The sequence below is a fragment of the Tychonema sp. LEGE 07196 genome, assembly GCF_963890365.1.
Taxonomy (GTDB): Bacteria; Cyanobacteriota; Cyanobacteriia; order Cyanobacteriales; family Microcoleaceae; genus Microcoleus.
Genome location: NZ_CAWPRX010000038.1, coordinates 1 through 20,581 on the forward strand (window position 1 = coordinate 1; position 20,581 = coordinate 20,581).

The following is a 20,581-nucleotide window of genomic DNA, read 5'->3' on the forward strand; positions in this document are numbered from 1 at the left end:
GAGGTGGGGGTGCTCCGGGTACGGGCGGGCGAGGTGCTGGTGGGTGCTGTTGTGTCATATGCGCTACCTTGGTTTGCTGAGAAGGCTGACTCGAACAGAGGATTTGTGGAAGTGGCACAATGCCGATCGCCCGAAGAGCGTCTCTTGCACAAAAGCTGGACTCTTCCGATCAGTCTATCCCAAAAGAAGAGCACACGGCGTTGCACCCGTAAGGAAATATTCTGCCCCTTGCAGGATGCGAGTCAAATCGAGCTACTATCGAATATGGATTTTCGACATGGGAAATATTTTTTTCCAGCCCACATTTTTACCTAGTAAATAAGTATAAATTGATACCCAACAAAATTGTTAAGGACTTAAACCGATGAATTCTGTCGATCGGGCTTTTACTCCAGCCCTGGAATTAGCGAAGTCGATCCGCGATCGGGAAGTATCGCCTCTAGAAATTGTCAATCTGTACTTGGAACGGATCGATCGATTAAACCATCAGCTTGGTAGTTATTTTACAGTAACGGCCGATCGGGCGATCGAACTAGCGACAGCGCAAACCGAACACCTAGCAGGCTTAAACAAGTCAGAGGAATTGCCACCGTTTTTCGGAGTGCCGATCGCCATCAAAGACTTGACACCAGTTGCCGACATTCCCTGTACTTACGGAGTTCAGGCATTGCACGGTAACATATCTCCCTACAACGAGTCAGTAGTCTGGCGGATCAAAGCAGCCGGATTTAACATTCTGGGCAAAACAGCAACCTCTCAAATAGGCTCATTGCCTTACACCGAGCCCCCAGGTTTTCGGCCCGCGCGCAATCCCTGGAATTTAGGCTACACGCCCGGAGGTTCCAGCGGCGGCTCAGCAGCGGCTGTAGCGGCAGGTTTGTGCGCGATCGCCCAAGGTTCAGACGGCGGCGGTTCGATCCGAGGCCCAGCTTCCGCCTGCGGTTTAGTCGGCATCAAACCATCGCGCGGGCGAGTTTCCTGGGCACCAGTCGGAGACTACCTAAGCGGCATTTCTGCCAACGGCCCTCTAGCGCGTACCGTGGCTGACGCGGCCGCACTTTTGGATGTAATGTCAGGGTACACAACCGGCGATCCGTACTGGCTACCAGACCCAAATCCCACATTTCTAGAGTCTGCCAGTGAAAAATTGGGCAAGCTGCGAATTGCTTTTTCTACCAATATTGCTCCCGTGGGTGAGGCAGCGCCTGTGTGTCAGCAAGCAGTGCTCGATACGGTAAAATTACTGGCAGATTTGGGTCACGATGTCGAACCGGGATGCCCCGATTTTACGGGTTTAATCGAACCCTTTACAGTAATTTGGCAGTCTGGGGCGGGTGCAAGCGGCATTCCCAGCAAAGTTTTGGAACCAATGAATCGCTGGTTGTTGGAAAGAACTGTTTCTGCGGGAGAATATCTGCGGGCGGTGAATCAAATGCAGGTTATTTCACGGCGGATTGTGGGATTCTTTGAAAATTTTGATGTCTTAGTTTTACCGACTTATATGCACTCGCCAATTGGCATCGGCGAGTGGGCTGATTTGAGTTGTGAGGAAACTTTGCAGCGGATTATTAATTGGGTTGCTCCTTGTCCGCCATTTAATGCTAGCGGTTTGCCTGCGATCGCACTTCCCGCAATTTTAGATGATAACGGTTTACCCGTGGGCATTCAAATTATCGGGCGGCCGGCAGCGGAAGCAACTTTAATTGCTTTGGCGGCGCAGATGGAAGCAGCAAAACCTTTCCCAGTTTTGAATTTTCAATAGGTTTGTAGTGAGAACTAAAGTCCTGGAATTTAGATAAAGACTAAAGTCCTCACTGACAACCGATATTTTGCTAAAAAACCGGGTCAATTCCGGTCAATTTTAGTTATTAACAATAACAACTGCAATTTTTCCAAAATCCCTCTTTAGATTGATAAATATTTAGAGTTTTTAGGGAAAAATTAGTAGCAATTCTGTGCGAATATGTAGGATAAAAATTTATGCTAGCTTCCGGGCCAATTACCGCTCCAGTTCCCGTTTTTCTGGTTCTTTTAGCAATCATGCTAATCGCCCCTCTAGTATTTGAGCGCTTGCGACTGCCGGGAATAGTCGGTTTGATTATTGCAGGCGTAATTGTCGGGCCCAACGGTATTAATTTACTGGAACGGGACGCTACTATGATTTTGTTGGGAACCGTAGGATTACTATTTTTGATGTTCCTAGCGGGACTAGAAACTAGCCTCGACGACCTCAAACTCAATGCAGACAAAGCTATCATATTTGGCCTGGCTACTTTTGCCCTACCGATGATCTTGGGTACGGGAGCAATGCTGCTATTGGGATATGGCTGGCTGGCTTCAATTTTAGTCGCTTCTTGTTTCGCTACCCACACGCTTTTAGCCATACCAATTCTCACAAAATTGGGATTGATGCGAACTCAGACTATTACTGCGACTTTGGGCGGGACTTTAATTACAAATGTCTTGGGACTGTTGGTGTTAGCAGTTGTTGTCAAAGCTCACAAAGGAAATCTGACTCTCGATTTTTGGCTGTTTCTAATTCCATCTCTTGCTATCTACACTTTTGCTACTTTGTGGGGAGTTCCAAAAATCGGTCGCTGGTTTTTCAAGAAATTCGGTCATGACGAAAACGCTGAATTTATGTTTGTATTAGCAACTCTATTTTTGGTTTCTTACGCAGCAGAAATGATTCAGATTGAGCCAATTATTGGTGCATTTTTATCGGGAATTGCCATTACTCAAATCATCCCCAAAATGAGTCCGCTGATGAATCGGATTGAGTTTATTGGGAATACGCTGTTTGTGCCATTTTTTCTGATTTCTGTGGGGATGTTGATCGATCCGCTAATTTTGGTGAAGCAGCCGCAGTCTTTGTTGGTGGCGGGGGTGATGATTTTAGCAGAATTGGTAAGCAAGTTTTTGGCAGCTTGGATACCGGGGAAAATCTTTGGTTTTAAGTTTCCGAATATTATGGTAATGTTCGGTCTTTCGGCTGCTCAAGCTGCTTCTACTTTGGCTGCAATTACGGTTGCTTTTAATATTGAATTGGTCGATCGCGTAACGGTGAACGGCATCATTGCCATGATTTTAGTAACTTGTGTCGCATCTCCTTGGATTGTATCTCGGTGGGGTCAACAAATGCAGGAGCCGGAGTCGAGTTTACCGGCTGCTACTTCGGGAAAGCATTCGTGGGGAGATCGAGTTTTAGTACCTGTTGCTAACCCGAATACGGAAGATAATTTGCTGCGTTTGGCTTTGATTTTAGCTAAAACATCCCAGGGAACTTTGCTACCTCTGCATATTTTGTCCGATCGCGGGGAAGCAATTTCGCCGGCACAGAAAATGCAGCAAACTCAACTTTTGAGGGCTGCGGAAACTGTCGCTAACGCCGCTGATTGTGCGGTGGAACCGATCGCGAGGATAGATGATGCGATCGATCGCGGAATTCTGCGGAGCGCAACCGAACGCGAGGCTAGTTTAATTGTTTGCGGTTGGAAGGGATTTTCTACGACTCGCGACAATTTTTTTGGCAGCATTATTGACAATATAGTGAGGCGATCGCCCGTACCGGTACTGATTGCTCGATTTCCCTATCCTATCCAGAATACAGCCAGAGTTATTTTGGCGATAACTGACAGCGATTTGAATCGGTTTGGATTTGCGGAAACCGTGGATATTGCTAAGAGTTTGGCCCAGGAACTTAAGGCGACTTTGCAAGTGTTGTTGGTGGCGAAAAAACGCGAACAAGCTAATAAAAGTGCCACTGAGATAGAAATTCTTTCTGAGATACCGATAAATCGGGTGCGGGGAAATTTTGTCAAGCAGGTTTCGCAGCAGTTGTTAGAACATGATTTGCTGATTTTACCAACAATTTATCAGTCGCAGAATTTGTGGGAACAACCGGGAACTCTTAAAGAACCGGAATCGATCGCCCGCGCTCATCAAGATCTTTCGATGCTTGTTGTTTATTTCCCTAAATCTTAAGTGATATTTTAACCGCCGATCGTCTGATCGACCTGCATTCATCTGCGGTTAAAACGCAAGAGAGAGAGTCTATTGTTACAGCGGATTTACTCTCGCTTGCTGGCCGATATTAAGTATATGGAATTAGCAGCGACAAGCAAAGTATACTTGAGCTGCATAAATATTCGATGGAGCCGGTTAACTGCAGATTTGAAGCTGATAAACACTGATGGACGCAGATGCTTTCGATCTTGTGTGCGATTGAGTACAAGAAATCTAGTTTAATGGGATCATCTGTGTTTTGCTTTAACGCTGTGCGATCGTCCTCGCTGGCTTTCGGTGATGGAAGCCCTTCGAGTACAGCCGATCGCACTAATACAAAAAATCATACAAAAATCCGATCGCACTTCAGCACAATTTCTCGACATCTGAGGCAATTTTTCGGTATCTGGGAGAATTCTGAGAATATAGTGATATTGTTTCTAGTTGAATTAAATAAAAATGAGCATTAGACCCCATTTCAGATGGTTTTCGTCAATGGTGAGTGTTTGTAGCGCGATCGCGATCGGCACTTTCAGCAGCGTCACATCCTCTGCAAAAGCTGCAGAAACCGTTGTTCTCCGCAAAGGTATTTTAGAATCGTCAATATCGGTTGCGGATTTGCGCGAACTCGCAAAAACCGGAAAAGTACCCAAAAAACTGCAAACTTACGCCGATTTGCTGTCTGACTCACAGCGCGGTCAAATTTTTGGCGCGCTAACTGCGAAAATTCCCCTCAATGTAGTCGGTTTGAGCAACTTGCTAAATACGCGCATTGGGAGTGCGATCCTGACTGATTTGACTACTGTCATACCGAGGCGCGACGGTGCTGGTGTCGAAGCGCTGCGAGCGGCTTTGGTGTTGGGTGCGAACGCGCCGGAAGGCTTATCGGTACTGAGTTTTATAGAATCTTATCCGAGTTCGCGGGTAGTCGTGGATCTCGATCGAGCTTTCTCGGTTTTGGGAAATTTGAACGCGGGTTTTTGGCAAACTCAGCGGTTTATGGCGGCGATCGCACCTCAGTTAGCAGCCGTTAAACCCGCCCTGAACCTGCCTTTTGACCCTAGCCTACCGGGCCCCAATTCGGTGCAGGTCTTGAAGCTAGATTTGAACGACAGCGCCCGCAATCGGCGCATTCCGGTTGATGTCTACTGGTCGAAAGCTGCGACGGCTGACAAACCAACGATCGTCTTTTCTCACGGTTTGGGTTCTGTCCGCACGGATTTGCGCTATTTGGCCGAGTATTTAGCGTCTTACGGCTATGTGGTGGCTGCTTTGGAACATCCGGGAAGCAACGAAACGAACACCAATGCTGCGATTGCGGGTAAGTCTCGGTTATTAGCTCCTCAAGAGTTTTTAGACCGTCCCAAGGACATCAGTTTTGTGCTTGACGAACTGGCAAAATTGAACAAAACGGATGATAATTTGCGGGGGAAAATCGCGATCGACCGATCGATGATAATTGGCTATTCCTTCGGCGGTGCAACAGCCTTGTCCGTAGCGGGTGCCGAACTGCAATTGAGCGGGCTAAAACAGCGCTGTCAGGGCGATTTAATAGGGTTTAGCTTGGGCGAAGGCATTCAGTGCGCGGCGGCGGGATTGCCCGAAGAACGGTATCAATTGCGGGATGCGAGGATTAAAAGGGCGATCGTCATGAATCCCACAACATCATTACTATTTGGAGAAACAGGCTTAAGTAAAATTAAGATTCCCACATTAATAGTAGCATCTTCAGCAGACAAAACCACACCCGCCTTAGTCGAACAAATTGCCGGCTTCCCAAAAATTCCCTCACCCAAATGGCTAGTCGGATTTGTAGGAGGAACCCACTTAAGCGTCAAAGATCCGAGTACAACCTTAGACCAAGTTGGGAGACCGAGCACAGTAATTACCGGCGATGAACTTGTCGGCGACCAAGCCGCGAGCATACGCAATTATATTAAAGTTATCAGTTTGGCAATGGCCGCTCAACTAACAGATGAAGCAGAAAAATATGCGATCTTTTTAACCCCAGAATACGCGCAATTTGCCTCAACAAACGCAATTCCGGTGCGCCTAATAACAGAAATTCCCCCAGAAACTAATGCAGTCGTGCAAACTTTCATTCAAGGGAATAAGTAGTCAGTTGTCAGTTGTCAGTAGTTATTGGTTATTGGTTATTGGTTATTGGTTATTGGTTACGAATTCCCAATTTTAAATTCTCAATTCCCAATAACAGTCAACAGTCAACACTCAACAGTCAACACTCAACAATCAACAGTCAACAATCACCTGACGGTACAAGTGGAATTGATACAGCCCTTTGCTTAAATACTTACAAGTTACAAATTGGTTGTTTGAGGCAAGCGAACTCGAAGTATATCCAACCGTAGGCTGTGGAGTAATCGCTACAGAATTACAATCAAGCAATTAGTGAGCAGCAGGTACTTTGGCTCCAGCGCCTCCCTTACCGAGAAACAGCAGCAATGGCAGCGAACAGAGAAAGACAATGCCGACAAAGCGAAAAATGTCTGCGTAGGATAGAACGGCTGCCTGCGTATTGACTAATTGGGAGAGCGCGGCGAGGGCTTGTTGTTGGGCGGTTGCGGCATCAGAACCGCGACTCTGAAACACACCAATGAGTGCACTGAGCCGCTCCGTTGTTTCTGGATCGTAAGGCGTTAACTTTGCCAACAAAATGGCTCGATGAAAAGCCTCTCGTTGAGCCAGCAATGAGGTCAGAATGGCAATGCCAATACTACCGCCGAGCTGACGAGTCAAGTTATAGAAGCCGGAGCCAGCCGATACATCTTCTTTGGGGATGGAACCCAATGTTGCCAAACTTAGGGGCAGGAACATCAAAACCGTAGTTGCACCGCGCCAGATTAGGGGCCAAAACAAATTATCAGTTCCGGTTTGGGGCGTGATTTTTGCCAGCTCGAACATCACGGCTGCCGTTCCACAGGCTCCCAGTGCAATTAAAATGCGGGCATCTACCTTAGTCGAAATTTTACCCAATAAAACCATGATGATGGCGGACGCTAAAGCTCCAGGAGCGAGTAGAAATCCGGTTTGCATTGCCGAAAATTTCAGCACGCCTTGAGCAAACAGCGGTATAGCAAACAAGGCTCCGTACAGCCCCATGCCCAAAATACCAGAGTAAAGGCTACCGGCTGCCAGGGATTTATGCCGCAGCACCCGCAAGTCAACTGCTGGTGCTTTTGTGCTGAGTTCTCGCCAGATGAACAGACACAGCCCCATAACCGCCACAAACGCCAGCAGCGTAATGAAACCGGATTCAAACCAGTTTTCTTTTTCCCCTTCTTCCAAAAATGATTGCAAACTACCTATCGCAATACACAGCAGTACAATTCCTGTCCAGTCCACTTTCTTCTGGCTTTGTCCGTGTTTCTTCAAGTCTGGTCGAAGGAACACGATCGCCATGAAGACAGCCACAATGCCGACGGGCAAATTGATAAAGAAAATCCAGCGCCAGCCTAACGTATCGGTCAGATAGCCGCCTAGGGTGGGACCAATAGCCGGGCCTGCAATCACCCCAACTCCAAACACCGACTGCGCTAATCCCTGTTCCGCAGGGGGAAAAGTTTCAAACAGAATCGCTTGCGCTTTCGCCAACAGTCCGCCTCCGCACAAGCCTTGAAAAATTCGAGCTAACACCAGCAACGGCAGGTTGATGGATAGACCGCATAACATCGAGGCTGCTGTGAACCCGAGCATTGAAAAGACAAAGTAGGTTTTCTTGCCGAATAAGTCCCCCAACCAGGCTGAGAGCGGAATCATCACAACGTTGGCGATCGCGTAACCCGTTACGACCCAAGCAATTTCGGTCACGGTTGCGCCTAATGTCGCCTGCATATCTGTTAAAGCAACGTTCACAATGCTGGTATCAATGACTTCTAGAATCGCTCCCAGAGAAGCCGTCAGGGCGATCGCCCACTTAAGCGGTCCCTGCACGTACCCGGCTGCATCATAGGTAGATTGTTTCAATTTTTTGAATGGTTTTGCTCGCTTTTGTTGAGCATTTTGTTGAGCATATTGTTGGTCTTGAGGCCCAGACTCTTCCAAATCGGTAAAAGCCCGAATATCCATAGAATCTGGTTCAGTTGCATGACTCTGTATTTGAGGGCGTTCCATCTTTCGTCTCTACTTCTGCGATCGCGCGCGAGGCAGGTGCTTCCCACCACCGCAACGGGTTATGGTGCTTCAATCCACAAATGCCAAATTCATAGGAAAATTTTCAGAAACCTTCATTCTGGAGACGAAGTACGACTTAAAGAAGACGCTGCTGTGCTAACTCCCCGCACCAATAAATCCACACACCCTTCGATGTATCGTTTACGGCTGTAGCCCCGGTTTACTTGAAAAACATGGCGGCGAATCATACCCGACAGCAACATTCCAGTCAATTGATCCACTGCCAGTGACAGGTCAACATTCGGACAAACACTGCCGCGTTGAACACAGGTTTGTAGATAGGAAATTAGTTTTTCACGCAGCGGCAAAAATGATTGCTGAAGCACCTCCAGTGCTTCTGTCGGATGCCGGTGAGCTTCACCAATAAACATCCGAAATAGAGCTTCGTACTCCTCCAACATATCGTCGTGGAGCTTTGCATAATGCAGCAGATCGCGGCGTAGGTCATAAGTCCATTCGTCTTGATGCGCCAACGCCTCAGTCCGCAATGCTGTAATGTGGTGGGCAACCGCACTCAACACTTGCTCTTTGCTCTGAAAGCGGCGAAACAAAGTGACTTCACTCACATCTGCAACACGAGCAATTTCACGAGTTGTCGCTCCAACGTAGCCTTCTGTAGAGAAAACTTCAATCGCCGCTTTCAACAGGCGATCGCGGGTTTCCGCTGCACTTCGATTCGTTCTACTCATCTTAATTAATGTAAGCACTAACTTACATATTCTAGATCGCCAAAGGGCTGTAATACCAATTTCAAACGAAATAACAGTATTCTTGTCCCCCCCCTTGCTAAGGGGGGGCTAGGGGGGGTCGGAGAGTATTGCATGATTTTAGAGAAATGGTATAACTTCAGCACAAAGACGGATTTTTGAAACACCTCGGAATGGATTTACGCTCATACCATTTTTCTTTCATATGTGGTATGGATGAAGTCTTAGCCCCCCCAAAGCATCGGGGGGGTTGGGGGGGTCATGTCTAGCGCTACTTTATGAAATTGGTATCAGATACCGGAAACCAGGAAAAGTCGTCCCGCTCCGAAACTAGCGCTCTTTCATCACTCTGGATAAAATAAAACAACGGCATACCAACTCGATCCAGAGTCTAATGTTGTATATCCACAACATTTATTCATCATATTTAATAGTTCTAGAAATCCGGCTTTTAAGCTAGGAATATCAAAAATCAAAAGCCAAGGCTTGAGGGGATTGTAAAAGATATAGGGTTGAATTATCAGTCACCAATTATTTAACGTAGATTTCTATCATTCACTAAAATTCCACCATTTATGCTCACTATATTTTAATATTTATTGAGGTATGCCCTGTGTATGAAAACAATTTAAGATATGGGATTCCTCTTCCACACTCTCGCGTGTCACTTGATTAGGTTTATGTTTTTTTGTAAGCTAATTAACAAAAATGAACCACAAACTATTTCCCACAACTTCGATATTTGCTAATAACTTGTTATATCGTTGCCGGTTGCATCGGAATGATGTTAACTGTTAACTGTTAACTGTTAAACGTTGCACCCAAGCCTTGCCGAAGTGTCGAACCATCAGGAAACTGCACGCGCCATTTCCCTACAATTAACCCCGCAATGGTTACATCTTTCATCGAACGAAGATTGATTATTTTGGGGTAGGGGAAACGGTATTTGCCGTCTCCGAAACTGCTGAGGTCTATTTTTCTTGAGCCCTTGCTGATATATTTTGTCCGTACCAGGGCAAAATATAACAAAGCGCTTTCACAAACTCCACTCCCAAACTGCCATGCCTAAAAAAAATCTTATCCCGCTGTTGCTTTTGTTTTTAGTCCTGTTTACCCTTTACGGTGACAGTTTAACTTTTCTGCCCAAACCGATAAGAGATACCAGCGTAGCAAGTAGAAATTTCTTCGTCGGGTTGTGGCCCAATTGGCTGAGGCCGAGAGATTTCAACGAGCAAAGGGAACAGCAGATTGAGAAATTGCAAAAAAGTCCTACTCCCAGTAGATAGTTTTGAGCTACCAGCGACAAACTAGGTTTCTTTAACAATATCTAGCCACTTTTTTGTAAAAAACTAAAAATCAATAACTTAAATATCTGTCACTCCTCTCTCTGCAGAAACGACAAGGTAGAGAGAGGCAGAGTCTCCGCACCTGCATTACCAGGCAGAGCCTGGTAACGAGCAATGAGCAATTTTACTCCGCACTTTCGGGTTAGTTAGCAGTTCAGATTTTAGATTGAACGAACAATCTAAAATCTTAAACTTGTTCGGAGCAAAGCCGAAGCATCTAAAATTTACAATCGATTAACCCTGCTTTTTCAACCAGCTAAACATGGCTCGCAAATCTTTGCCAACTTCTTCAATCGGATGCTCTGCTTCCTGACGGCGCATGGAGGTAAAACCTGGTTTGCCGGCTTGGTTTTCGAGAACGAATTCGCGGGCAAATTGGCCGGATTGAATTTCGCTGAGAATTTTCCGCATTTCGGCGCGGGTGTCATCGGTGACGATGCGGGGGCCGCGAGTTAAATCGCCGTATTCTGCGGTATTGGAGATGCTGTCGCGCATTTTGGCGAGGCCTCCTTCTACTACTAAGTCAACGATAAGTTTAACTTCGTGCAAACATTCAAAATAAGCTAATTCTGGTTGGTATCCAGCGTCAACTAAGGTTTCAAATCCAGCTTTAATTAAGGCGCTCAAACCGCCGCACAAAACTACTTGTTCGCCAAAAAGATCGGTTTCTGTTTCTTCGCGGAAAGTGGTTTCTAGGATGCCGGCTCTGGTGCCGCCGATACCTTTAGCATAGGCCATTGCCCGATCGCGCGCTTGACCTGAAGCATCTTGATATACTGCAAACAAACTCGGAACACCTTCGCCTTGTTCGTAAGTCCGGCGCACCAAATGTCCGGGGCCTTTGGGGGCTACCATTACTACGTCTACGTTGGCTGGGGGCACAACTTGGCCGAAGTGAATGTTAAAACCGTGAGCAAATGCTAAAACATTTCCTTCGGAAAGATTCGGTTCGATTTGTTCTTTGTAAATAGTTTTTTGAACTTCATCGGGCAATAAAATCATGATGAAGTCAGCAGCGGCGGCGGCTTTGTCTACCGGGTGAACAGTTAAACCCGCGTCGGTTGCTTTGGCGGCAGACTTGCTACCGGGATACAAACCGACAACGACATTCATACCGCTGTCTTTGAGGTTGAGGGCGTGGGCGTGTCCTTGGGAACCGTAGCCGATGATAGCAATTGTTTTGTTGGCTAAGAGGTCTAGGTTAGCGTCCGTGTCGTAATACATACGGGCCATAATGCTTGTCTCCTGAGATGCAAATTGGGTGATTGACTGCAAAACTCTCATCTTATCAAGTAGGGTGCTTTTTTTTGCAGAAATTTTTCAATTAAGATTTGGACGGGGGAAAATAAAGGTCGATCGCCCTGAATCTCGCAGGGTTTGTCGCCGAGTCTGCGATCGTCAAATATAATTGTTAATAGCGTGCTGTGCATTTGAAAAAACCTCACATCTTGCACCATTCTCTCTTAACAGGCTCTCCGGCCTGTTCTGTCAAAAAGTGAATTTTCTGGTAGAACAGGCCGGAGAGCCTGTTCATAAAAGCTTCCACACGAATGGTGCAACATCTCAGAAGAACCCAACTAACTAACTTTTTTCAGATGAAAATAAAGGCAATACATCATGTGGCGATTATTTGCTCGGATTACGAAGCGTCGAAGAAATTTTATGTAGAAATATTGGGATGTTCCATTATCAAAGAAACTTTCCGAACCGAGAGAAATTCTTACAAACTAGATTTGCGAGTCGGCAACGGCGACACCATCGAGCTTTTCTCATTTTCCCATCCTCCTGAAAGAATTAACAATCCTGAAGCTTGCGGTTTGAGACATTTAGCTTTTGCAGTTGATGACATAGAAGCATCAGTTGCTTACTTAAAATCCAAACAAGTAGAAGTAGAAGAAATTCGCCTTGACGAAATTACCGAAAAACGCTTTACATTTTTTAGAGATCCAGACAATTTACCGTTAGAAATATATGAGAATTAAGAAGTCTATTTATTTTTTCAAGCCGTTATTAAGTCAACCAGTCCGTAGTGCTGACTATAGAAATTGCATCATTCATTCCCATCTAAAATCTAAAATATAAAATTGTATAATGGACAGATTAATCAGAAACACAATCACCATCGGATTGCCGGCGTTAATGCTATTTATCGCCATATTAGCTACAGGAAAAACAGGTGACGCAGCCGTTTGGTCGGGTTTGGTCAAAGTCGGTGGTTCCTTTGGTATGCTGATCGGTTTAGGTGTGTTGGTATTTGCAGGATTTGTTGCCAATTCTGTGAGTTATTTTGTGGTAGATAGCTTGCTGGTGAGATTTTATCAAAAGCGGCGAGAGTTGGAACGGCCAGAAGGACTAATAAGAGAAATTGATAAATTGCCGATTACCAACGACCTTAAAATCAAGCTCAAATGGGCGGTGATGTACAGCAGCAATAACCAAACTATTAGCTTGAAACACGTAATTTTAAAATGGTTTATTCTCGCAGCAATTGTAAATGCAATCTTGTCAATAACAGGTTACTTGGGAGAATTTAACCTATTTTTTGAGTTAAGTTCTCATTTTAAACTACAATATCTGTTGGCTGGATTATCAGTTTTTATATTTTTCGCTCTCGTGCGATCGAAAAAAATAGGGTTGCTGGTGAGCGCATTTTGCATTATCATTAATTTGGCGGAAATTGTTCCCTGGTATTTTCCAGTGCCAGCCTTTGCAGGAGCAACTCCCGGACAGAACTTGCGGATTTTGCATTCAAATGTTTTAACAAGTAATCGGCGATATTCTGAGGTGATCTCGCTGGTAAAAGCAGAACAACCCGATATCGCGGTTTTTGTCGAAGTCAGCACAGTTTGGGCAAAAGAGTTAGCAGTTTTAAGCGAGATTTTTCCTTACTCTTCCAACCAGCAAGAATCTGAGAGATTTGGCAGTGCAATATACAGCAAGCTGCCTTTAAATAATCCCTCTGTTAAACCATTTTCAAAGCACAGAAAGAGCTTGTTGGCGGATGTTCAATTTCAAGGTAAAATCATTTCTCTGATTCTTGCTCATCCGACTGTGCCGATCAAACAGCAGAGTTTTATCGATCGCAACCAACAGCTAGCAGCCATCGGCGAGTATGCAGCCCAAGTAAAAAATCCGCTAATTGTGGTTGGGGATTTCAATACCACAATGTGGTCGCCATTTTACAAAAATATGGTAAAAACCGGAAACCTGCGAAATGCGCGATCGGGCTTTGGGATTTTACCGACTTGGCCGACTTTTATGCCGCTGGCTTATATTCCGATCGATCACTTTCTAGTCAGCAAAGAAATTGGTGTTTTAAAGATTCGTACTGGCCGCAATATCGGTTCGGATCATTTGCCGTTAATTACAGATTTGGTCATTTGAAGGCAGGATTCGATATTTTCTAACAAACTATTGATTAACTGTATCTGGTATTGCTGAATATTTGTCTGTAGCGGTTCTTTGCTGTCTTGAAAACAGATAACTTTTCCGGCAATTTCCTTGTAGTGTTGCAGCATGGAAAAAGTATCGGTGCTGAAGCGGGCGAGATAGTTTTTAGCCGCCTCGCTGCAAATTTCCTTTACTTGATTTAGATAAGCTTCTGACGATTCAGGCGGCTTTTCATAGCCAGTTCTTTTATTCAAAATATAGCTAGCACCGCCGACTACTGCGGCTCCCACAGGGCCGCCCAACAGCCAACCTAAGCCCGTTGCGATCGCCACTGGAGCCACTTCGCTGTCGTTCGACTTTTGAGCTGGAGGCGGCGGCGGTTGCGGTAAAACGATTTGCGGGGATGGAGGAAAGGAAATCAAAAGGGCGATCGGCTGTTCTTTCTCAAAGAACTCGCAAGCTTTATTTACCCATTCTGCGATGGTTTGCTGCTGCTTCAAGACCTCTCGCTGAAATTTTAGATTCCACGCATCAAAACTCCCTTCCTGAAGCGACAGCGCCATTTCCGATTGATATCGCTGCAAAAGTGTGGGCTGGTAAAGCCAAATCTCGAAATCGGAAACGCTGGCGTGAAAGCCTTTTAATATCAGTTTTTCAGCTTTTTGTTTAATTTCAATTTTGTTTTTTTGCTTTTGTTGAGCTGCGGCAATTTCGGCGGTGACAGTTTCAGATTTAGCTCGCAGAGATTGGCAAATCTTAGTAGCTATGGCTTCAATTCTGGGCAACTTAACTGCTAGTTGTTCCTGTTGAGCTGCCACAATACTTTGCAAAGCCGATTCAAACGCGGCAATTCCTGTAGTTTGGGCGGCCGCCACATCTCCTTTCAGCCTCGCCCTCAAAGCCGGCAAAGCATCGACGCGGTAAATATTGCTAATATTGTTAGGCAAGTTGGAGCGAAAACTTTCGGCAACAAACAACAACCGATTGTATACTTGTTTTTGGTCGTTTGGTTCGAGTAGATTGAGAAAATTGGCAACAAAGACGACAGTGTTGATTTGGCGATCGCTCAACCAATCTCTTAAGTTCTCTCGTTCCCCTAAAGTCATCAATTTGCGAGCATCTAAAACCTGCACAACCAAATCAGCAGTGAGCAATTTATCTCGAACTAAATTATCTTGTTCTTGGCGATCGTTGGTTCCCGGCAAATCCAGCAATTCCACACCCGTTTTCAGGAAAGGGTGGGGACAATAAACATTCACGGCCGCCACATCATCCCGCATTTGTCTCGCGTCGTCAAGGATAGCGTAGCGTTTCAGAACATCAGTCCCCGTTTCGCTAATTTCCGTGCCGTCTTTCAGGGTAATTTTTGCGTGCAATTCCTCGCCGTAGTTGACATAAATGGCGGCACCTGTAGTGGGCACGAGGTCGATCGGCAAAGCACGATTTCCCAACAAAGCATTCAGCAAAGTTGACTTGCCGTAATTAAACGGGCCAAAGACAGCAATTTGAAAAGTTGGTTTGGCGAGATAGTCGCAGATTGAGGTTGTATCTCGATAAAGTTGGGAGTTTTTATCGAGTTCGAGGATACCGAGTGCTGATTTGAGATTGTTAGTTAAATCTTGATAAGTTTCGGGTTGTTGCATATTGTTGTTTTATCTCAGTTAGCAGATGCTAGGAAACCTTGATATAGCGATTCTATACTCTGCGACTCGGCAGAAACATCAGCATCCAATTTAGTCAAACGCTCAGATTCAGCCTGACAATTAATCTCGCGAGATTCCTTTTGTTCCAGCAAATTATCTAACTCAGATTTCCGAGAATTAATATCATCATTCATGCGATCGCCCACTTCCCGCCCGTAAACATCAAAACACTCTTTCACAGCATCGTGAATCGGCTGCCACTGCTCCTGAGCCACCTGCGGCAGATATTTCACCAACTCTTTTTTTGCCGCTTTCACCAATTGTTTGTGAGCTCCGTCTGCCTGCAAAACCCCAACACCCATCCCCAACAAAGCCAAGTACAGCGGCCCCAAAACAATCCCGGTAAAACCAGCAAAAATCGTACTGACTCCCAACACAGTAATTAAGTTTAGCAGGATATTTTTCCAGTCAAAACCCGCTCCTGCCATTGCTACGCCCGCCAGGTTTCCTGTCGTTAACGAAAACAATCCCATCGCCCATTTAGCCCAAGCTGGCGAGTTATCTTCGTTTGAGTTGCTGACTGCTGCCGGTATCTTTTGCCCGGTCAGTTTTTCGGTAATTTTTTCAGTCACTTTCGTGTAAGATGCTCCGTAATTTGCCGCACTTTGCGATAGCTGCGAAAATGCTGAATTCATCTCTTGTTCAGCCGTGAGAGTCCAAGCTGCTAATTTGTCGTTGATGTACTGCTCGAATGCTCGTCTGAGCGATGCTTCAAAGGCTTCTCGCTTGTCTTGGCTGAAGAAATCCAGAAATTTCAGCTCGGGTTGATACCGCAAAAAGTCTGTTTCAAAGGTATTTTCTAAGTTGAGAACGTAGATGCGGAAAGAATCGGCGATCGCCCGCGATTTACTATCTCTAACTCCGATAATTTCCTGTTTAAATTCATCGCGAATCTGAGTCAGTTTTTTAAACTCCGGCTCAACTGAATTAATCTTTTCCTTCAACTCATTGACATCGCGATCGAGCAATGGTAATCTGCGCCCAACAGCTTCGCGGACGCGAGCAGAAATTTGACGCGCCAAAGTCCTTGCCGGACGCAGTTCCGAAATCGCCCTTTCCTGCGTCAAAAACGTATTCAGTGCCGCCATAAACTCGGGAAAACCAGTTCCTGCCAAATCCGCTTCCGGGTTTTTCATCCGCAACCTGAGCGCCTTAATGGAGGTAATTGGAAACACTCGCTCGTCGTAAATATCGTGTCCTTCTGTTAAACAATATTCAGCCAAATTAGCTTTAAAAACCCGTTGCAATTTCCCTTCTGCTTCTGCCATTTCTTCAGGATCATCCGGATCGATCAAACTTTCCCGCACCTGATCCCAAGCATTGATCAGAAAGAAAATGCTCAATCCGCGATTTTTGATGTAATTTTCTAGATAGCGTCTTTCACCCATTGTGCAAGGCTGAGTTGCTCTGAGCACGAACAAAATAGCGTGGCAGTTGTTGATGTAACCGAGAGATAATTCATTGCGGGATTCTGTGTCGTTCAACCCGGGACTGTCTACTATTTCTATGCCTTTTTCTAACAAAGGTAAGGGATATTCTACTACGGCGCAGTCGATATCGGGAAATGCTGGTTTCTTTTCTTCTTCTAGGCGTTTTGCCTCAGCGGGGTCAATTGTGTAGTTCTGTTTGAAACTTTTAAAATCTAGCTGTTTGGGGCTTTTGCCGTCATTGAAATAAACGGTGACTTTTTTTTCTGCACCGTAGCGCAAAATCGTCAGCAAAGCCGTACAGGGATTTACGTCGCTCGGCAGTAAGTTTTCGCCGATCAAGGCATTGAGAAAAGTGCTTTTGCCGCGTTTCATGTCGCCTAAAACTAGCAGCCGAAAGACTCCTTGGCGCAAGTTTTTGCTGGCGAGAGTGATGTCGGCGTTTTCTGTTTCTAAACCGAGTTTTCCCGATGCTGCGGCTCCTGCTAATTCTGATTCGTTGATGGCTGTGGCGATGTTGCTGAGGCGATCGGCAATTTCGCGGCGGACGGCGGCTACTCGCTCTAAATCGTTGAGAAAAATGCTGGTTTCTACTTTAAGGTTCATGGGTATTTCCTGATATTTTATGGCTGTAAATTTTCAATTTATATCTTCTTCAATAAACATTTTGTAAGCGCTCAAAACAATGACTCCAACTATCAGCGCAGTTGCCAGCCAAGTTGCGATGCGAACTGCAACGACAACAGCAATGACAATGCCTGTAAATTTAGCTGAGGCTAGGATTTTTCTGCGCCGCTGTTTGAGTCTGCCGTTAACTTGGCTGTCGGATTCTTCGTACTTGCGCGTTAGATGTTCTGGCACTGAGCGGTCGATTTCGGCTTCTAGTTCGCGGAGCCAAATTTCTTGTTCGCGCCTCCGCAAATCTTGTTTTTGGTGCCGAAGTTCTCTGGCTGTTTTGTCGGGAAAATTCATAAATTATATCTTATTTTCCACTGAAAAAATGTGTTAGTTATTGTCAATGTTGCAAAGCGATAAGTTCTCTACGACTGTAACTCACATTTTCCGCCGTGTCGAGAAATGTTAATAAATTTTAAAAAGGGCGATTCCCGCTCGGGATAGCTACGCTTCACGATTAATGAAGCCGATCGCCCGCAGCGCTGCAAATCATCAATATCCTTCGGGGCTGATGGTAGTGCGATCGCACTCAGCATCGGACAAATCAGCCAAGCGCGATCGAAATAAGTTGCAGCCAGCTAATTGAGTTTTAGTTAACTTTGCTTTCTCCAAATTAGCTCGGCTCAAATCGGCATTGCTCAAATCGGCATTGCTCAAATCGGCATTGTACAAATCCGCACCTTGTAAATTAGCATTTTGCAAATTAGCATTTTGCAAATTAGCGTGGCGTAAATTAGCTCTTGATAAATTTGCTCCTGACAAATTAGCTTCTGACAAATTTGCTTGATAAAGCTGAATGTCGCCCAATTCAGCATCCTGCAACTGTGTTTGAAAAAGATTGGCTTGAGTCAGATTTCCGTAGGGCAAATAAGTTCGCCTCAAAACGCTACCAGAAAGGTTGATTTCTGCTAAATCTGCTTGAAATAAATTATGTTCACTTAGGTCAACTGCGTCAAAATTTCGCTTGCCTTCAGAATACTGAGCTAACAATTGCTCAGCGCTTAGCTTTTGCATATTCATCTCTTTATGAGGACAGCTATTGTAGCCAGTCCATAACGATAATAAAGGGCTATTACTGTTTGCGTATTTATACCTAAGCATTCTCTTATGTTAAGCTTGTGTAACAACGAGCGCATTTTTTCTAAGATTTTTTTTATATTTGTAAATTTCTGGCTGGCTCGGTCAGTAACCAGTCAGTAATCTCAAGATCGATCGACAAACCAAAGCCCATCTTCTACTGAAATATGCCAGAACTTCCTCTTTCTATGGCTGAGCACTACCACGAGCGGACGAAATATGACCCTGAAACCCTTGCTGCCAAAAGCAGACAGCTAGATTGGACAGAGCAACCAGTGCCGTTCAAAGAATATAAAATTGGTGCGTATTTTGACCTAAAGCCTTATATAAAAGACCCCTCGGACGATCGCGAGGCCGGGGCTGATGCCGGTTGGTGGCACCGCTTGTCGAGCTTGTTGCTGTGCAGCTACGGGTTGACTGCGAAGGTGCAGACGCTAGATGAGAGCTATCTGTATTTGCGATCCGCACCGTCGGCGGGCGGGCTGTACCCTGCAGAGGTTTATTTAATCTCCCGCGGCACGCCGCATTTGCCCGCCGGACTCTACAACTATCAGTGCAGAACTCATTCACTCGTTCATTTTTGGAACAGCGAAGTTTGGTCTGGGCTGCAAGCTGCTTGTTTCGGATCGCCGGCGCTCGAAAATACCCAACTGGCGATCGCGATTACTACTGTTTTCTTCCGTTCTTCTTGGCGTTACGAAGACCGAGCTTACCGCAGAATTTTCCTCGACACCGGTCATTTATTGAGCAATATCGAGTTAGCTTGCGCCATCAACGATTACCGACCTCACCTGATTGGAGGATTCGCCGATGCAGCTATCAATGAATTACTGTACATCGACTCGGAGCAAGAAGGAGCGATTTGTGTAGTTGCGTTAGCCGACTTGCTGGATATCGACCAAAATTTGCCCAAATTTAAAACAGCTTTGCCGGGAAAAACGACGACAGATTACCCGAAAATTTCCGAGGGTCAACTGTTGGGATACCTCCACAAAGCGACGCAGTTAGACTCAGACCCCACCGGAACGGATGGCTGGAAATTTGATGAAAATGAAGGTGATTTAGAGGATAAATACAACTTTCCATTTTGCACTAAAGTTTCTACGGTAACTCCTTCGATTCCGTGGGGAGTCAATCTGGAAACTTTAGAAACTACTATGCTCAAAAGGCGTTCTACCCGCGCTTATACAGGTGCTTCTTTGAGCTTGGGCGAACTGTTAGCCTTGCTGGATTTTACTTACCAGCCGCAGCACTATATCGACCAAGGATTAGACGGTTATCCCGATTATTTCGATCTGAGTTTGATCGAGACTTTTATTGCTGTTTCGGGAGTGCAAGGGTTGGAGGAAGGCTGTTATTATTATGCTCCAAAAGCTCAAGAATTGCGGCAAATTAGGTTTAAAAATTTCCGCAGGGAGCTGCATTTTTTGTGTTTGGGGCAAGATTTGGGCCGAGATGCGGGGGCGCTGTTGTTTCACACGGCGGACTTGAAGGGGGCTGTAGCAAAATATGGCGATCGAGTTTACCGATATTTGCACATGGACGCGGGTCATTTGGGCCAGCGGTTGAATTTAGCAGCGGTTCAACTGCGTTTGGGTGTTAGCGGTATCGCGGGCTTTTTTGACGATCGCGTGAATGACGTTCTCGGTATTCCTACAAGCGAGGCCGTGCTTTATATTACTACTCTGGGAAGACCGCGATCGTGAATTTTAGGGCGATCGTTTTAGCAGACATTGAGTTAAATGAAATTTACCAAGATGAGCCCAGAAACCGGGTTTCTACGAATTTTTATGTTGAGTAACGATAAACTTAGCAAGAAACCCGGTTTCTTAAGTCTCGGCGAGCAGCCCAGAAACCGGGTTTCTACGAATTTTTATGTTGAGTAACGATAAACTTAGCAAGAAACCCGGTTTCTCAATTCTCGACGAGAAGTCCAGAAACCGGGTTTCTACGAATTTTTATGTTGAGTAACGATAAACTTAGCAAGAAACCCGGTTTCTCAATTCTCGACGAGAAGTCCAGAAACCGGGTTTCTACGAATTTTTATGTTGAGTAACGAT

General features: G+C 45.5%; 15 protein-coding genes. 6 read left to right on the plus strand and 9 right to left on the minus strand.

Features of this window, described 5'->3' with window-relative positions:
- Window positions 1-364: 364 nt before the first annotated feature.
- Together AACV78_RS05360 and AACV78_RS05365 are read left to right on the plus strand one after the other, a co-directional pair.
- Complete coding sequence (locus AACV78_RS05360; RefSeq protein WP_194066128.1) at window positions 365-1,762, plus strand: amidase; 1,398 nt, start codon at window positions 365-367, stop codon at window positions 1,760-1,762.
- Window positions 1,763-1,980: 218 nt separating this feature from the next.
- Window positions 1,981-3,984, plus strand: coding sequence for a cation:proton antiporter domain-containing protein (locus tag AACV78_RS05365; RefSeq protein WP_194074384.1), 2,004 nt, complete (start codon window positions 1,981-1,983; stop codon window positions 3,982-3,984).
- 269 nt (window positions 3,985-4,253) lie between these two features.
- On the opposite strand, the gene AACV78_RS05370 is transcribed toward AACV78_RS05365, so the two are convergent.
- Window positions 4,254-4,391 (minus strand): hypothetical protein, encoded by a 138-nt coding sequence (locus AACV78_RS05370; RefSeq protein WP_194074385.1) that lies wholly within the window; start codon window positions 4,389-4,391, stop codon window positions 4,254-4,256.
- Between the two features lie 73 nt (window positions 4,392-4,464).
- Between AACV78_RS05370 and AACV78_RS05375 the strand changes: the two genes are divergently transcribed.
- Entirely contained in the window at window positions 4,465-6,123 is a 1,659-nt protein-coding gene (locus tag AACV78_RS05375; protein ID WP_194074386.1) for an alpha/beta hydrolase, read from the plus strand.
- A 288-nt stretch (window positions 6,124-6,411) separates the two neighbouring features.
- Here the strand turns inward: AACV78_RS05375 and AACV78_RS05380 are convergent, their stop codons facing one another.
- The 4 genes from AACV78_RS05380 to AACV78_RS05395 form a co-directional block, all read right to left on the minus strand.
- Window positions 6,412-8,136 carry a DHA2 family efflux MFS transporter permease subunit gene (locus AACV78_RS05380; RefSeq protein WP_228042610.1) on the minus strand — a complete coding sequence of 575 codons (1,725 nt, stop codon included), beginning with the start codon at window positions 8,134-8,136 and terminating at the stop codon, window positions 6,412-6,414.
- 113 nt (window positions 8,137-8,249) lie between these two features.
- Window positions 8,250-8,885 carry a TetR/AcrR family transcriptional regulator gene (locus AACV78_RS05385; protein ID WP_194012757.1) on the minus strand — a complete coding sequence of 212 codons (636 nt, stop codon included), beginning with the start codon at window positions 8,883-8,885 and terminating at the stop codon, window positions 8,250-8,252.
- 1,598 nt (window positions 8,886-10,483) lie between these two features.
- Entirely contained in the window at window positions 10,484-11,533 is a 1,050-nt protein-coding gene (ilvC, locus tag AACV78_RS05390) for a ketol-acid reductoisomerase (protein ID WP_194010604.1), read from the minus strand.
- Window positions 11,530-11,679: a hypothetical protein gene (locus AACV78_RS05395; protein WP_194010605.1), complete on the minus strand. Its 150-nt coding sequence runs from the start codon at window positions 11,677-11,679 to the stop codon at window positions 11,530-11,532. The genes ilvC and AACV78_RS05395 overlap by 4 nt, the downstream gene beginning before the upstream one ends.
- Before the next feature lie 165 nt (window positions 11,680-11,844).
- On the opposite strand from AACV78_RS05395, the gene gloA2 reads away from it, so the two are divergent.
- Window positions 11,845-12,231, plus strand: coding sequence for an SMU1112c/YaeR family gloxylase I-like metalloprotein (gene gloA2, locus AACV78_RS05400; RefSeq protein ID WP_194010606.1), 387 nt, complete (start codon window positions 11,845-11,847; stop codon window positions 12,229-12,231).
- 109 nt (window positions 12,232-12,340) lie between these two features.
- Window positions 12,341-13,633: an endonuclease/exonuclease/phosphatase family protein gene (locus AACV78_RS05405; RefSeq protein WP_194010607.1), complete on the plus strand. Its 1,293-nt coding sequence runs from the start codon at window positions 12,341-12,343 to the stop codon at window positions 13,631-13,633.
- Here AACV78_RS05405 and AACV78_RS05410 read toward each other — a convergent pair.
- From AACV78_RS05410 to AACV78_RS05425, 4 genes are all read right to left on the minus strand, one after another.
- Window positions 13,600-15,282, minus strand: a complete 1,683-nt coding sequence (locus AACV78_RS05410) for a dynamin family protein (RefSeq protein WP_194010608.1) — start codon at window positions 15,280-15,282, stop codon at window positions 13,600-13,602. The genes AACV78_RS05405 and AACV78_RS05410 overlap by 34 nt on opposite strands.
- Window positions 15,283-15,296: 14 nt before the next feature.
- On the minus strand, window positions 15,297-17,375 hold the full coding sequence (locus AACV78_RS05415) for a dynamin family protein (RefSeq protein ID WP_194010609.1): 2,079 nt from the start codon (window positions 17,373-17,375) through the stop codon (window positions 15,297-15,299).
- Window positions 17,376-17,408: 33 nt separating this feature from the next.
- Complete coding sequence (locus AACV78_RS05420) at window positions 17,409-17,741, minus strand: hypothetical protein (RefSeq protein WP_194010610.1); 333 nt, start codon at window positions 17,739-17,741, stop codon at window positions 17,409-17,411.
- A gap of 195 nt (window positions 17,742-17,936) precedes the next feature.
- Window positions 17,937-18,458 carry a pentapeptide repeat-containing protein gene (locus AACV78_RS05425; RefSeq protein ID WP_194010611.1) on the minus strand — a complete coding sequence of 174 codons (522 nt, stop codon included), beginning with the start codon at window positions 18,456-18,458 and terminating at the stop codon, window positions 17,937-17,939.
- Window positions 18,459-18,688: 230 nt separating this feature from the next.
- On the opposite strand from AACV78_RS05425, the gene AACV78_RS05430 reads away from it, so the two are divergent.
- Window positions 18,689-20,227, plus strand: a complete 1,539-nt coding sequence (locus AACV78_RS05430) for a SagB/ThcOx family dehydrogenase (protein ID WP_194010612.1) — start codon at window positions 18,689-18,691, stop codon at window positions 20,225-20,227.
- Window positions 20,228-20,581 lie beyond the last annotated feature (354 nt).

Excerpts from the sequence above, each read along its gene's own strand:
- AACV78_RS05360 (WP_194066128.1), top strand. The coding sequence starts at position 365 with ATGAATTCTGTCGATCGGGCTTTTACTCCAGCCCTGGAATTAGCGAAG.
- AACV78_RS05365 (WP_194074384.1), top strand. The coding sequence starts at position 1,981 with ATGCTAGCTTCCGGGCCAATTACCGCTCCAGTTCCCGTTTTTCTGGTT.
- AACV78_RS05370 (WP_194074385.1), bottom strand. The coding sequence starts at position 4,391 with ATGTCGAGAAATTGTGCTGAAGTGCGATCGGATTTTTGTATGATTTTT.
- AACV78_RS05375 (WP_194074386.1), top strand. The coding sequence starts at position 4,465 with ATGAGCATTAGACCCCATTTCAGATGGTTTTCGTCAATGGTGAGTGTT.
- AACV78_RS05380 (WP_228042610.1), bottom strand. The coding sequence starts at position 8,136 with ATGGAACGCCCTCAAATACAGAGTCATGCAACTGAACCAGATTCTATG.
- AACV78_RS05385 (WP_194012757.1), bottom strand. The coding sequence starts at position 8,885 with ATGAGTAGAACGAATCGAAGTGCAGCGGAAACCCGCGATCGCCTGTTG.
- ilvC (WP_194010604.1), bottom strand. The coding sequence starts at position 11,533 with ATGAGAGTTTTGCAGTCAATCACCCAATTTGCATCTCAGGAGACAAGC.
- AACV78_RS05395 (WP_194010605.1), bottom strand. The coding sequence starts at position 11,679 with ATGCACAGCACGCTATTAACAATTATATTTGACGATCGCAGACTCGGC.
- gloA2 (WP_194010606.1), top strand. The coding sequence starts at position 11,845 with ATGAAAATAAAGGCAATACATCATGTGGCGATTATTTGCTCGGATTAC.
- AACV78_RS05405 (WP_194010607.1), top strand. The coding sequence starts at position 12,341 with ATGGACAGATTAATCAGAAACACAATCACCATCGGATTGCCGGCGTTA.
- AACV78_RS05410 (WP_194010608.1), bottom strand. The coding sequence starts at position 15,282 with ATGCAACAACCCGAAACTTATCAAGATTTAACTAACAATCTCAAATCA.
- AACV78_RS05415 (WP_194010609.1), bottom strand. The coding sequence starts at position 17,375 with ATGAACCTTAAAGTAGAAACCAGCATTTTTCTCAACGATTTAGAGCGA.
- AACV78_RS05420 (WP_194010610.1), bottom strand. The coding sequence starts at position 17,741 with ATGAATTTTCCCGACAAAACAGCCAGAGAACTTCGGCACCAAAAACAA.
- AACV78_RS05425 (WP_194010611.1), bottom strand. The coding sequence starts at position 18,458 with ATGCAAAAGCTAAGCGCTGAGCAATTGTTAGCTCAGTATTCTGAAGGC.
- AACV78_RS05430 (WP_194010612.1), top strand. The coding sequence starts at position 18,689 with ATGCCAGAACTTCCTCTTTCTATGGCTGAGCACTACCACGAGCGGACG.